This window comes from Mycobacterium sp. NPDC048908 (assembly GCF_043197955.1).
In the GTDB taxonomy this organism is placed as follows: Bacteria; Actinomycetota; Actinomycetes; order Mycobacteriales; family Mycobacteriaceae; genus Mycobacterium.
In genome coordinates, this window is the sequence record NZ_JBICUE010000014.1 from 92,653 (window position 1) to 106,628 (window position 13,976).

At 65.7% G+C, this 13,976-nt stretch carries 11 protein-coding genes; 2 read left to right on the top strand and 9 right to left on the bottom strand.

The window, feature by feature from the left end; all coding sequences use genetic code 11:
• Positions 1–3 precede the first annotated feature (3 nt).
• Together ACGFK1_RS27120 and speB are read right to left on the bottom strand one after the other, a co-directional pair.
• Positions 4–1,581, bottom strand: coding sequence for a 5-guanidino-2-oxopentanoate decarboxylase (locus tag ACGFK1_RS27120; RefSeq protein WP_393436863.1), 1,578 nt, complete (start codon positions 1,579–1,581; stop codon positions 4–6).
• A complete protein-coding gene (speB, locus tag ACGFK1_RS27125) occupies positions 1,578–2,633 on the bottom strand; it encodes an agmatinase (RefSeq protein ID WP_393436866.1) in 1,056 nt (351 codons plus the stop codon). Before speB ends, ACGFK1_RS27120 begins: the two co-directional genes overlap by 4 nt.
• Before the next feature lie 82 nt (positions 2,634–2,715).
• Here speB and ACGFK1_RS27130 point away from each other — a divergent pair, with 82 nt between their 5' ends.
• On the top strand, positions 2,716–4,215 hold the full coding sequence (locus tag ACGFK1_RS27130) for a PucR family transcriptional regulator (RefSeq protein ID WP_393436869.1): 1,500 nt from the start codon (positions 2,716–2,718) through the stop codon (positions 4,213–4,215).
• Here ACGFK1_RS27130 and ACGFK1_RS27135 read toward each other — a convergent pair.
• Positions 4,212–6,158 (bottom strand): cellulase family glycosylhydrolase, encoded by a 1,947-nt coding sequence (locus tag ACGFK1_RS27135; protein ID WP_393436872.1) that lies wholly within the window; start codon positions 6,156–6,158, stop codon positions 4,212–4,214. The two genes, ACGFK1_RS27130 and ACGFK1_RS27135, sit on opposite strands and share 4 nt — an antisense overlap.
• 787 nt (positions 6,159–6,945) lie before the next feature.
• Here ACGFK1_RS27135 and ACGFK1_RS27140 point away from each other — a divergent pair.
• Positions 6,946–8,259 carry an adenylate/guanylate cyclase domain-containing protein gene (locus ACGFK1_RS27140; protein ID WP_393436875.1) on the top strand — a complete coding sequence of 438 codons (1,314 nt, stop codon included), beginning with the start codon at positions 6,946–6,948 and terminating at the stop codon, positions 8,257–8,259.
• A 5-nt stretch (positions 8,260–8,264) separates the two neighbouring features.
• On the opposite strand, the gene ACGFK1_RS27145 is transcribed toward ACGFK1_RS27140, so the two are convergent.
• The 6 genes from ACGFK1_RS27145 to ACGFK1_RS27170 are packed head-to-tail and all read right to left on the bottom strand — an operon-like array spanning position 8,265 to position 13,961.
• A complete protein-coding gene (locus ACGFK1_RS27145; RefSeq protein WP_393436878.1) occupies positions 8,265–8,756 on the bottom strand; it encodes a Dps family protein in 492 nt (163 codons plus the stop codon).
• 28 nt (positions 8,757–8,784) lie between these two features.
• Positions 8,785–10,473, bottom strand: coding sequence for a DUF2339 domain-containing protein (locus ACGFK1_RS27150; protein ID WP_393436881.1), 1,689 nt, complete (start codon positions 10,471–10,473; stop codon positions 8,785–8,787).
• A gap of 44 nt (positions 10,474–10,517) precedes the next feature.
• On the bottom strand, positions 10,518–11,180 hold the full coding sequence (locus ACGFK1_RS27155) for a response regulator (RefSeq protein WP_393436884.1): 663 nt from the start codon (positions 11,178–11,180) through the stop codon (positions 10,518–10,520).
• Positions 11,153–12,274 (bottom strand): MacS family sensor histidine kinase, encoded by a 1,122-nt coding sequence (gene macS / locus ACGFK1_RS27160; RefSeq protein ID WP_393436887.1) that lies wholly within the window; start codon positions 12,272–12,274, stop codon positions 11,153–11,155. Before macS ends, ACGFK1_RS27155 begins: the two co-directional genes overlap by 28 nt.
• A 2-nt stretch (positions 12,275–12,276) precedes the next feature.
• On the bottom strand, positions 12,277–13,029 hold the full coding sequence (locus tag ACGFK1_RS27165) for an amino acid ABC transporter ATP-binding protein (protein ID WP_393436944.1): 753 nt from the start codon (positions 13,027–13,029) through the stop codon (positions 12,277–12,279).
• An 8-nt stretch (positions 13,030–13,037) separates the two neighbouring features.
• Positions 13,038–13,961 (bottom strand): amino acid ABC transporter permease, encoded by a 924-nt coding sequence (locus tag ACGFK1_RS27170; RefSeq protein WP_393436889.1) that lies wholly within the window; start codon positions 13,959–13,961, stop codon positions 13,038–13,040.
• Between the last annotated feature and the right edge of the window lie 15 nt (positions 13,962–13,976).

Below are 13,976 nucleotides of genomic sequence, written 5' to 3' on the forward strand. Positions count from 1 at the left end.
CTCTCAGCGCATGTCGAAGTGGATGAGGGTCGGCCCGTCGGCGTCGAGTGCGCCGCGGACCAGGTCGGTCAGGTCAGCCGTCGACGTGGTGCGCAGCCCGCGCGCTCCCATCGCCTCTGCCAGAGCGGCGAAGTCCGGCGTTCGCAGATCGACAGCGATCGGTGGAATGCCGCGGGCCGCCTCCTGGTCGCGGATCTCCCGATAGCCGCGGTTGTCGACAACGACAACAGGCACCGGAAGTCGTTGCTCGACAAGCGTTGTCAACTCTTGGACGGAGAACATCAGCGCACCGTCGCCGAGCAGCACCACCACCGGCGTACCCGGTAGTCCGAGCGCGGCGCCGACGCTGGCAGGCAGCCCGTAACCGAGCGTGGCGAAACCCGGCGAATAGCAGAACCGACGGGGTGAGGGCATGTCGAAGAAGTGCACCGAACCGAAGTAGGTGACTTGCGAGCTGTCACCGGTCAGCACGCCCTCGGCGGGCAGCGCCGCCCGCACGGCGGCGTTGATGTCGGCGTATGCGCAGGCGTCCTTGGCCGCTTCCTCACGGCAGGCCGCCCGCAGCGCAGTGGCCCGCTCATCGGTGACGGAGCCTGGGTCGGGCAGTGCGGCACGAAGTGCAGCAGCGGTGGTGGCGGCGTCACCCAGCAGTGCATGGTCGGCCGGGCAGTTCTTGTCCAACTGGCCGGGGTCGATGTCGCAGCGGATCACGGTGCGGCCGCGAATCCGGCCGTCCCACAGGTCCGAGTCGCCCAGTTCGCTGCCGACCACCAGCAGCGCGTCGCTGTCGGCAGCGGCCTGCTGCACGGCGCGAAGCCGGACCGATGCGCCGACCGACAGCGGATGCGCTTCGTCGACGACCCCCTTACCGTTGACCGTCGTGGCCACCGGTGCGCCCAGCGCCTCCGCCAGCGCCGTCAGTTCAGGTTGAGCGTCGACGGCTCCGCCGCCCGCGATGATCATCGGCCGGCGGGCGGCCGCGAGCACCTCGGCCGCCCGCTGCACCACAGCTGGATCGGCTTGCGGTGGAATGCGTTTCGGGGCGATGCGCGGATGACCCGTCCACTGCCCTTCGAGAATGTCGACTGGAATCTCAATGTGCACAGGGCGGGGACGGCTCGCAGCGAACGAGTCGAACGCTTCCGTGACGGCATCCGCGGCTTCGTCGGCGGTGCGCACCCGGCGGCTCCATCGGATCAGCTGGTCCATTGCGCCGCTGGTGTTCTTGGCCTCGTGCAGCTGGCCGAGATCCTGGTTTTCGGTCCCGGTGGGCATTCCGGACGACAGGATCAGCATCGGCTGCGACTCCGCATAGCCGGTGGCCGCCGCCGTCATCGTGTTGGTCACGCCGGGCCCGCTGGTCGCCACCACCACGCCTGGCCTGCCGGTGACTCGGGCGTAGGCTTCCGCGGCGTATCCGGCCCCCTGCTCGTGGCGCGGGGTGATCGCGCGGATACCCGTCGCCGGAAAATGGCGGTAGAGCTCGAGGTTGTGCGTGCCTGGGATGCCGAAGATGGTGTCCACCCCGTGTGCGGCAAGGCTTTCGACCACCGCGGCGCCACCGTTGCGATGCGCGGTCACGGCTGTTTCATCCCCTGGGTCGCTTCGCTCCTGCCCGCCGATTTCATCCCCCGGGTCGCTTCGCTCCTGGCCGCCGATGCCATCCCCCGGGTCGCTTCGCTCCTGCCCGCCGAGGCCGCCAACACCGACATCAGCTCGTATGCGACGTGCGCGGCGGCGATCCCGGTCATCTCGGCATGGTCGTAGGCGGGCGCAACCTCCACGATGTCGGCGCCGACGACGTTGACGCCCACCAGGTTTCGTAGACAGTGCAGCAGTTCACGGCTTGTCATTCCGCCGGCTTCGGGGGTTCCGGTGCCCGGTGCGTGTGCCGGATCGAGCACGTCGATGTCGACCGAGACGTAGACCGGCGCATCGCCGAGGCGGGCGCGCATCCGCTCGATCACGGTGGCCAACCCGTCGAGTTGGACATCGTCGGTGCCGATCACCTGGAAGCCGAGAACGCGGTCGTCGGTCAGATCGGTCGATGCGTAGAGCGGACCGCGGATCCCGACGTGCAGGCAGTGTTCAGGGTCCAACAGGCCCTCCTCGCTGGCCCGCCGGAACGGCGTCCCATGCGTGAACGGGGCGCCGAAGTACGTGTCCCAGGTGTCGAGGTGGGCGTCGAAGTGCAGCACGGCAATCGGGCCGTGGTCGCGATGCACCGACCGCAGCAACGGCAGCGCGATGGTGTGGTCGCCGCCCAGTGTGATCAACTTCGTCCCGCCATCTCGCAACTCGTCGGACGCGCGCTCGATCGTGGAGATCGCCTCGGCGATGTCGAACGGATTCACGGCGATGTCACCGGCGTCGGCCACCTGTTGAACGGCGAACGGTTCGACGTCCAGTCGTGGGTGATACGGCCGCAGCAGCTTGGACGAGGCGCGGATGTGGCCGGGTCCGAACCGCGCGCCGGGCCGGTACGACACGCCGGAGTCGAACGGGATGCCGACGACCGCGACGTCGGTGTGGGTCACTTCATCGGTGCGGGGCAGGCGTGCGAAGGTGGCCGGACCCGCGTAGCGCGGCACTCGCGTGGCATCGACCGGTCCGATCGGGGGCTGAGACGTCATGCCTAGGAGGCTGCCCGAAATCCTCCCCGACAGATATAGCCATTCTGTCGAATTAGGACAGACCTTGTTCGACGATATGTCCATGCTTACCGTTGCAGAGCTGGTCGCCGATCCCGGACTGGGGCTGGAACTGGTCGCGGGACGCGGCGGAGCCGAGCGCGAGATCGAGGCGGCAGCGGTTTCCGAGTTGGTCAACCCCGGCCCTTGGCTGCAGGGCGGCGAGCTGCTGTTGACCATCGGCCTGTTGCTGCCGAAGACCCTCGCGGGCTGTCGGTCCTATCTGGCGGATCTGGATGCCGCCGGGGTGCGGGCCCTCGGTATCGGGTTGGGCGTCGAACTGCCCCATCAACGGGCGCCGGCGCGACTGATCACCGCCGCCGATGAGGTCGGCATGCCGTTGTTGACGGTGCCCGATCCTGTGCCTTTCATCGCGGTGACAAAGGCGGTTTTCGCTTACCGGGCGCGGGCCGAACGGCGAGAGCTGGAGTGGGCGCTACAAACCCAGCGCGCGTTGACCGCCGCGGCCGTCACGCCGGGCGGGCTGCTGGGCATCCTTGCCGCCCATCGTGACACGACCGGTCGGTCAGGTGTGGTGATCGACCTCCTCGGACGGATACTCGCTCAATCCGATTCGGACGCAGAGCAATTGATTGCGCGGTTGTCCGGGCTGCTCGAGTCGGTCCGCGATCAGGGCCTCAACGCTGCGGCCGCCGACATCAGCGACGGCCGCAAGCGCGAGCTGCACGCGCTCGGAGCGCGACGGCTTCGCGCCTGGCTGTTGATCGACGGACCCGCGGAACTGCCTGCCGCCCATCAGATTTCCGGTGACCTGGTATCGCTTCTTTCGCTGGAGCTCGAGCGGCGCCACGGCCTCAACACCGCTCAGCGCCGCGGCCGAGCGCAGGTGCTGGACCGGCTGGCGCGTTCCACCGTCGACGATGTGGTGGCAGCGCGCTGGCTGGCGTCGGTCGGGTTGCAGGACACCGACATGCGCGCCGCCGCCGTCGCCGCCACGGACGACGCTGATGATTTGGCCGCCGACCTGCTCACCAGTATCCCGGATGCGTTGGTGCGTGTGGTCTCAGAAGTCGTCGAACTGGCCGTGCCCCTCGACACGGATCTGCCCGGCGTGCTCACTACGTTGGCGGGCAACCGGCCTGCGGGCATCGGCATCGCGGTGCGCCCCGGTGCGCTGGTCGTCTCGTTGCGTCAGGCCCGGTCGGCGTTGCCCGCCAGCCGGGTGCAGGGCAGACACATGCACGCAGACGACATCGCCAGCAGTCGCTTGCTTCTCAATACCGTTGGCGCACAACCACTTCAGGCATACGCCGACGCCGTGCTCGGCCCACTTGACGCGATGGACCGGTCGGGGGACCTGCTACGCGGGCTCACGGCCTTCCTCGAACACAACGGACACTGGGGCTCCGCAGCCACCGCGCTGCGCGTCCACCGACACACCATCCGAAACCGCATCGAGGCGGTCGAGCGACTAACCGGGCGGCGCATGGAGTCCGCGCAGGACCGCCACGAGTTGTGGCTGGCACTGCGGGCTCGTGACGCCGCCCGGATGTCGTCTGACTAGCCGGCCGCGGAGGCCGAGGCGTCCTCACTGGCCGCGTGCTTCGGGGCACGCGGCGCGGCCTTGGTGGTGTCCTCGCCCAGCTTGTCCTTGATCTGGTCGACGGACGTGCCGTTGCGCACCGCTCCCTTCGCGTGCTTGCCGGCCCCCGAGTTGCCGCGCGCACCCTTCTTGCCTTCGCCGGTCTTGTTGTCTCCACCGGCCTTCTTGTCCCCGTCCTTCTTGGCGTCGCCGCCCTTGGCGTCGTCGTCGTTCTCCTTGCGGGTGGCCGGGGTGGTGGCCTTCGGATCGTCGGGTGTCTTGGTGTCATCGGTCGCCGCGGGACGAGTCGCCGACGCCGCAGGCTCGGCCCCGGTGGCCGCCTCCGGTGCGGTCGCCGCAGCGGGCGTCGGATCCTTGTCGCCCTTCGTCTCCTCGGACTTGGCCGACTTGTCTGCCGCAGGCTCGTCCGGCGCCGAAACCTTCTCGGTCGTTTCCTGGGTCGCCGGAGTGGCTGCGTCAGCCGGTCCGAAGGTCTCGGTCACTGCCTTCTCGGCCACGGCCGCAGTGTCGACCGACTGGATTGCGGCCACCGTGGAGGTCGTCGTCGGTGTCTTCTTGAAGGACGCCGCCCACGCCGCGAGCGCTTGGGCCAATGCGTTGCCGACTTGCGAACCGATCTGCTGCACCGTCTGCTGCACTGCGGGCACAACCTGGTTCACGACCGTCGTCTGGACCGCGGTCGCCACCTGCTGAACCAGCTTCTGCAGCGATGCCGCCAGGGCCGCGGCAAGATCGCTGGACTGCCGCTCCTTGATGATGTCTCTGATCCATTCGCCCGCAGGCTTCAACTTCCACTCGCCGGACGCCTCGTCGAAGTAATAGAGGCCGAATGAACCCTGCTCGGTCAGTTCCTGGCCCAATCGGTCACGCAGGCTGTAGATGAAAGCCGGCCCGACCCAGTCCTTCCAGCTCTCCGCTATCTCCCGGTACTGAGCAGGCAACTGCGCCATCTGCGCGTCGGTCAGACCGTCACCCCACACGGTCAGGAAGTCGCTGATGAATTTGAGTTGATTCTGATATGCCGCTGCTTGGTCGGCGTTGAGCGACGTGGGCAACCCGTATTCCGAAGCCCAGATCTTCACCAAGTCATCGCCATTGTCGAGCATGGTCTGCCGCATTTGCAGAAGCATTTGCAGCGGCGACAAGAAACCCGGGTTTTGCTCGGCGAAGGTCCGTTGGTAGTTGTACGGGTGATACGACAACGCGTCGAAGAAACCCTTGGCGCCGTTGGCATACATCGACTTTACGAATGTCACCGGGTCCATCGTCAACCCGCCGGCCGTGATGACCGCGCCCAGCACGCCAGCCACCACGGTCGCGTTCGGATCCGCGGCTTTGATCGCGGTATACGCGGCCTTCAACACATTGGTGTATGCGACCGGATCGACGGCTGGCGACCAGGTTTTGTATGAGTTCGGCTCATTCCACACCTCGTAGGCCGAAATTTCGCCCTGGTATCGCTGGGCAACCTCGGCCGCAAAAGCCGCGAATGCCGTCGGGTCGGGCGCCACGCCGACACATCCGAGGCATCCGGTGCCGTCCTGCCCACCGTAATAGGGCGTCGAATTCAGCACTCCGAGCACCGAGAATCCGCGGTCGGTTGCCTCCTGGATGATGCGATCCATTTTTTTCCAGTCGGGCGGGAACAGTTGCTCCAACGGCGAGCCTGGCTGCGCAGGTTTGATCGCCGCCCACGGGACGATCACCCGAACCGTGTTGACTCCCAGTGCCTGCATTTCGTCGAACCGGGCCTCGATTTCGGCGTCGGTCGCGTTGTAAAGATCGGAATCGGCGACGCCGATGGTGTCGGACTCTTCCTTGATGACCGCCGTTTCGACGATGTGGTACGTCGCCGCGCTCACCGGCCTCGGCAGCGGGGAGGTGGGCGCGAGCAAATTCGTCACGTAGGCACATAAGATCGCGATCGGCACTACGGCAATCAAGGTGAATATCGAGTACCGCCGTATACGGCGACTCATGGCCCGGCTCATAGCCACTCCCGTTTCAGTTGTCAGTCCGAAGACATGGCACCAGTTGTGTCGACTCAAATTAGCCCATCGGGCAGTAAAGCGCGCATCCAACTCAAAAAGACTTTTGGTCTGAAAAGTTCGGCGCCGCAAGGCATCTTCCCGGCTCGGCGTCGGGCGGTCACCTGGCACACGTGCCCTGTGCGCATTTCGGCAAATTCAGCAAAGATCATGCTGCTGCTTCCCTAATGGATCGCGCGCCCTTCTTCAGTGTCCTAAAACTGGGAATATCGAGGTGATCACGGTCGCGTCACGCGCCGATTTCGCCTGTGGCTCGGCGAACACTGGTGACCGCGGTTTGCGGCGAGTGCAGCAAGCAAAAAGCGTGCCGCGTCTCGGCCGCTTCCCGCAGCGCGAATGGCTCGGCTATATCGCTGAATAATCACTTCGCTCAAACGGCGAGTGGCCACGTCCGAGGACGACTTCTTCGGCTGTCGACACACCGTCGTGCAATCGACCGGTCGTGCGCTATCGGCGTGTCAGTCAGCAACGCGATCGGCGTTATCCGAAAAACCGCGACGAACAGGCGGCGGTTAAATGAACGGCAAATGTCAGCGCCGAGGTGGCTCTGTTACCGGAACGCCGAGGCAAACACAAGACTCAACTCTGCGCCGGGGAACCGAAAACCCCAGGTGAGGGTACCTGGCGGCGTTACGCTTCCAGGGTGGTGGTCAAGGTACGACCAGTATGCGTCCCCGATGTAGCACTCGAGAGCCGTGTCCCGGCCCGCACGCGGCATCAAAACGAAGCTGTGGCCCGCCACCTCCGGGTGCTGACCGTCACCACCCGCATCGGCGCGGTCATCAGTATCTTCTTCGGCATTCAGAGCTTGATCGTCGGACAGGACGTGGCGTGGATTGCGATGGTCAACTTGGCCAGCGGTGCGCTGTTCCTTCTGATTCCGCTGCTGTACCGGTTCGGCGAGCTGATCGCGCCGCTGGTGTTCTTCTTCGTGGCTTATACAACGATCACCGTGGTGTGTTGGCACCTCGGCACCAGCTCGGGATTGCCGCTCTACTATCTGCTCGCCGCGACTCTGATGGTGTTGATCCTGGGCGTCGACCACCTGATGCTCACGGCGGTACTGGGCGCAGCCAACGCCGCGACCGTCATCGCGCTCGAGTGGTTGGTTCCGTACAACACTGGCGTGCAACCTGATTGGGCCTACCGGACGGGGTTCACCCTCACGGTGATATCGGCCTTTGCGATGGGCATCGCGGTGGCGTGGTATGCGCTGCGGGAAATCCGGCGCGCCCGGTTGGCGATGGAAGCCGAGTACGAACGCTCCGAGAGACTGCTCACCAACATCTTGCCCGCGACCATCGCCGAACGCCTGAAAGACCCGTCGCGCAACATCATTGCCGACGGGTACGACGACGCCTCGATTCTCTTCGCCGACATCGCCGGCTACACCGAGCGCTCCAGTGACACTCCCCCGACCGATCTGGTGCGCTTCCTCGACCGGCTCTACACCGACCTGGATGCGCTCGTCGACCGGCACGGCCTGGAAAAGGTCAAGACGACCGGCGATTCGTACATGGTGGTCAGCGGCGTTCCAGAACCGCGCGCCGATCACCTGGAGGCACTCGCCTGCCTCGCGCTCGACATGGCCGGTGCGGTTGCCGACCTACGGGATCCGCAGGGCCAAGAAGTGCCGTTGCGCATCGGCATGGCGGCCGGGCCGGTGGTGGCGGGGGTCGTCGGTGCGCGCAAGTTTTTCTACGACGTGTGGGGTGACGCGGTCAACGTCGCAGCGCGGATGGAGACCACCGACGTGGAGGGCCGGATTCAGGTACCCCACGACGTTTACGAGCGGCTCAACCATGCGTTCGTGCTCGAAGAGCGCGGCGAGGTGGACATCAAGGGAAAGGGCATCATGCGCACCTGGTATTTGGTCGGCCGTCGCGACGAAGCGGCGGTCAAGACCACGGTCGAGAGACAACCGGCCGAACCGGCGACTCCACCAGCCCGTCAGTAGCCCTTCTAAACCTTCCGGTTCTCCGATTTGATCAGCCAGGCCAGCTTCTCCAGCCCGTCGATGAGCTGATGCAGGATGTCTGCGGTACTGGGGTCCTCGGCATCGACAGCGTCATGCACGGCGCGAATGGTGTCGACCGCCGCATACGTGCGACCGGTGATGAGGTCGACGACCTCCGCCGTGCCGCGCTCAAAAGCCGGGAACTCCGGCAGCGACGTGGTTGTGGCGACGGTGTCCGAGCGGCCGTCGGGCACCGCGTCCAGCGCCCGCATCCGCTCGGCGACCGTATCGCTTGCCTCGCGGGCGAAGTCAACGAGTTCGTCGAGTTGCAGGTGAAGGTCGCGGAAATTGGTGCCCACAACGTTCCAGTGGGCCTGCTTGCCCTGCAGGTGAAGTTCGATCAGGTCGACCAGCACCCGTTGCAAGTTGGCGCTGAGTTCCGGCGACGCCTGGAATGCTTGGATTTCTGCCTCGGTGCGACGTGTTGTGGTACCCATGCCTGCCACAACATCCGCAAATCTGGAATCATTCCAAATTGGCCGAGTCTTGCCGTTCCAGCAGTCGGGCGTAACCCGCCCCCATAGCGAGCAGTGCCAGGCCGACCACGATGAACACCACGACTCGAAAGATGCCGTCGAGTGTGCCGAGGTCGAACAGGAAAAGCTTGGCCATCGCCGCGGCGACCAGCGTCAGCCCGGCCCCGATCGGCAACGACCGCTCCGCTTTGGTGAGGCGCGCTGCGTAGATGAAGAGCGCCGCGGCCATCGCGATCCAGCAGATCGTGGCGGCCATGTGCCCCGCGAAAAAGCCGCCGTTCTCGCCGCCGAGCCAGACACCTGCCGTGACGGTGAATGCGGTCACGGCATAAGTCAACACGACGGCAGAGCCCGCCCAGATGACGGCTTCGTCGCGCCAGGACCACGCGATGGCGATTGCGCACGCCGCCAGCAGGACACTGGCGATCAGTGTCGAAACGCCGGCCGCAGTGGCGGTTCCGGTGGCCTCTACCAAGGAGATAGGTGGCGCGTAGACCAGGAACGTGCAGCCACCGACGAATCCGAATCCGACTGCCGCCCATCGCGCGATCGGGTCGCGCCGCCCGGCGATCGCGACCACGACGGCCATCGCCAGCAGCACCGGGCCAGCGACGTGACCGTCGAACGCGACCGTCACCGCGATCAACGCTGAAGCGACCGACAATGCGGACCAGATCTGCCGCACCGCGCCTGTCACACCAGGCGGTCCGGTCAGCACGATCGCGAGCATCACCGCGGCCAGGCTCGCCGCCATCAGCGCTGCCGCAGCATCGTCGACGGCCAGCGACACGCAAAGCAGCGGCAGCACACCCACTGCGGTCAACACGGCCATGACAACCCGATTTCTGGTGTGCGCCAACAAGATCAGTGCCCCGGTGATGGCCAGCGCCGCCGCGATGGCGCATGCACCCGCCAGCCACAAGTTCCGACCCGACTCAAACGAGACTCCGACCAAGGCGATCAACAACGGGAAGGTGGTGGCCGCCGTTCGGGCCGCGTGCAGCCAGATCCAGTCCTTACCGAGTTGCACGGACAGCGAGGCGGCGGACAGCGCGATCATGAAGCCGATGAGCAGCAGCGTGACGCCGTCGGTGAGCACGGGCGCGAGAAGGGTCAGTGGCGCCAGCACGAGCACGCCCAGGTGTTGCGAACTCCAGCGCCGAGCCAGCGCCATACCGCCGCCGCCGATCAGCGCGGCGATGACGAGGCCGACGGGCGCGGGCACCCAGTGGTAGATCGTTGTCACAGCGATGACGTCCATGTATGCGGCGGCAAGGCCGGTGGCCGCCAATGCGATGGCACCGATCCCCCCGCCGGGACGCGCGTTCAGCCGCCACGCGCATGCCACCAATCCGGCGGCCAGCAGCGCGCCACCTGCGACGCGGAACTCGGGGCGCAGGATGCCGGCCTGGGCGGCCAGCACCAACAGCAGCACGACGCCGGTGAGCGTGACCCCGACGCCCGCGACCGCCAGCAGCTTGCCGATCCAGCCTTCCGAGCGTTCTGGCCGCTGCCGCGTGACTGGGCGCGGATATTGCGCAGGATAGTACGGCGGATGCTGCGGCCAATACGGGACGGTGGCTGCCTGAACGTGCGATTGCGCCGTCAAGATGCGGTCGAGTTCGGCCAGATCCGCGTACAACCGGGCCATCACGGCACGGTGCGGCATTTCAGTCATGCGACCGATCGTCGCAACGCGCGGTCGAATGCGGATGAGTAGGACTACTCGTCTTTGTCCAGGCCGTGTTCGATCGCATAGCGGGCCAGTTCCACCCGATTGGCGACCTGCAGCTTGCGGAAGGTGGCTTGGACATGGTTCTCCACGGTGCGGTGGCTGAGCGACAGACGCGCCGCGATCTGCTTGGCCGTCAGCCCCTTGGCGACGAAGCGCAGGACCTCTGTCTCGCGTTCGGTCAAGCTCGGGGTGTCGAGGCCCGTGCCGGGGGTCTGCGCGATGCGGCGGTACTCCCCAAGCACAAGCCCGGCCAGGCCCGGCGTGAACACGGCGCGTCCGTCGGCCGTCGCGCGCACCGCGTCGCCGAGCTCCTGCTTCGACGCTCTCTTGACGAGATAGCCTGTTGCGCCTGCTTTTACTGCTTCCAGGACGTCGTCCCGTTCGTCGGACGCCGAGAGCACCAGAATTCGCGTCGAGGGTGACACCGCGAGCACCTCTGTGGTGGCCTGCGCGCCGTCACCGTCGGACAGTCGCATGTCCATCACCACCACGTCGGGATGCACCACCGCGGCGCGGCGACGCGCGGCGGCCACCCCGTCGGCCGTCGCGACCACCGCGAAGCCGTGCTCGGCAAGGTCGCGGGCTACCGCGTCGCGCCAGATCGGATGGTCGTCAACGACCATCACTGTCGGGGTACCGTCAGCTCCCATTCCGTCCCACATCCCGACCCGGTGGTCAGCTTCGCGCTGCCGCCCAGCCAATTCAACCGTCCGACAATTGATTTGCTGATGCCGACGCGACCTTCCGCGGCCGCCGCTTCCAGCCTGCCTTCTGCGATGCCGACGCCGTCGTCGCGGACGCTGATGGTCACCGAGTCGCCAAGATCCTCCAGCAGGACGTAGGCGCGGGCATCGGGCCCCGCGTACGCCGCCGCGTTGTCCAGCGCGTTGCCCGCCGCGGCACACAACTCGGCCGCCACCACGGAGTCGAGCAGCACTGGGTTCGCGGGCACGCTCACCGAGACCCTGTCGGACGCCCGCCGCCGCAACAGCGCCCCGAGATCGGCGCTGGCTCCAGGCCGCGGTTCGACCTCGGATGAGCTGACCAACCGGCGCAGCGCGCGTTCCTGTTCACCCGCCAGCTCCGCCAAATCAGCTGTCTCTCCGCCGATTTCACGACCACGCCGGGACACCAGCGCCAACACCTGGATCACGCCGTCGTGAACTTGACGCGACAGCCGGTCCCGTTCCTGTTGCGACGCGGCGAGTTTGGTTGCCCGTTCGAGTTCTGCGTGGGCACGTCGCGCCGTTTGTGCGGCCATCCCCACTGCCAGGCCCACAGCGAGTTCGATGACGATCGTTGCGTTACGGCCCAGGTCGTAATTGAAGAAGCCCTTGACGACCGACGAGGCGATCATCACCGCCACGCCGGTGAGCATGCCGGGGACGGGACCGGCCAGGATCCCCGCCGAAATCGTCGCGTTGGTGGCCCAGAGTGTCGTCGGCCAGGACTGGTTGACCAGTGCCCACTGATCGGATGCGACGACCGCGGTGGAGCCGATCAGTGCCAGCACGACCACGATCTCGGCCAGCACCCATGCGAGCCTGCGGCCGAACCCCTGCAGGTACCCGGCGGCACACACCGCGCTCCAGCCGATCAGCACCGAAAACAACAGCCAGCCGACGGCTGGATGATCGAGGTCGTCGTTGATCGCGAGCTGGAACCCGAGCGCATAAAGGCAACTCAGCAGGCGGAACACCTGCGCCGCCCGCCACAGCGGGGTGGCCGGATCCCGGTCATGCACTGCTACAGCACCTTGGACAGAAACGCTTTCGTGCGTGCGTGCTGCGGATTGCTGAGCACCTCGCGGGGAGGCCCGTTCTCGACCACGACGCCGCCGTCCATGAACACCAGTTGGTCGGCGACCTCGCGGGCAAACCCCATCTCGTGTGTGACCACCACCATCGTCATGCCCTCTTGCGCAAGCTTCTTCATCACGCCGAGCACCTCACCGACCAGCTCAGGATCGAGAGCAGACGTCGGTTCGTCGAACAGCATCAGCTTGGGATTCATCGCAAGCGCGCGAGCGATAGCCACCCTCTGCTGTTGTCCGCCCGACAACTGCGCCGGGTAAGCGCCTGCCTTCTCTCCCAAGCCAACTTGGTCGAGCAAGTCACGGCCCCGCTCCGCGGCCTCCTTCTTCTTGACCTTCTTCACATGCACCGGCGCCTCGATGATGTTCTCCAGCGCCGTCCGATGCGGAAACAGGTTGAAGTGCTGAAAGACCATGCCGATGTCGCGGCGCTGCTTCGCTGCGTCTCGCGGTGACATTTCGAGCAGCTTGGTGCCCTTGTCGCGATAACCGATCAGTTCACCGTCGACATACAGGCGGCCCGCGTTGACCTGCTCCAGATGGTTGATACAGCGCAGGAACGTCGACTTGCCCGAACCGGACGGGCCGACCATCACCAGCACTTCGCCCTTGCGGACCTCCAGTGTGATGCCCTTCAGCACCTGCAGGGCACCGAAACTCTTGCAGACCTGTTCTGCCTTCACCATCGGCGCGGTCATGGATGCGGCTCTCCCGTCTGTGCCTTCGCCAGCGCCTCGAGTTGTTTGCTTGTCAACTTTCGGCTTGCCCCGCGCGAGAAGTATCGCTCCAGGTAGAACTGGCCGACCATCAGGATGCTGGTCACCACCAGATACCAGGCGGCGGCCACCAAAGCCAACGGTACGGGCTCGAACTCCCGCGCGGCGATCTCACGCATCGCAATGCTGTACAGGTCGTAGCTGTATGGCACGGCCGTCACCAGCGAAGTGGTCTTCAGCATGCTGATGACCTCGTTGCCGGTAGGCGGGATGATCACCCTCATCGCCTGCGGAAGCACGGTTCGGCGCATGGTCATGCCCCACGACATTCCCAACGCCGTGGACGCTTCCGACTGACCCTCTGGCACCGAACTGATTCCCGCACGGATGATTTCGGCCATATACGCTGCCTCGTTCAGTGCGAGGCCGAGCATCGCGAGGACGAAATAATTCGGATCGGTCAGGTGTATTTCGAAGAAGGCCGGCCCGAACGGAATGCCAAGCCGAATATTCTGGTAAATCGTCGGAATCAGCCCCCAGAACGCCAACTGTACGTATATCGGCGTGCCGCGGAAGATCCACAGGTACACCCACGACACGGACCGGAACACCGGATTCGGCGACAGCCGCATCACTGCGAGGATGACACCCAACACGATGGCCAACACCATCGAGTAGACGGTCAGCTGCAGGGTGTTCCCTACACCCGTCATGATCCGGTCGTTGAAAAGATATTCGGCGAATACCGGCCAGCGGTACGCATCGTTGGTCGCTGCCCCGTAAACGAACAGCAACACGAGGATGACGATGACGACCGCCGCTACCCACCGCCACGGATGTCGCAGTGGGACCGCGTCAATGGCGGCTGGGCTGGTGGATGGCGACGAGTCGACAACGGTCATTTCAGTTCTCCACCG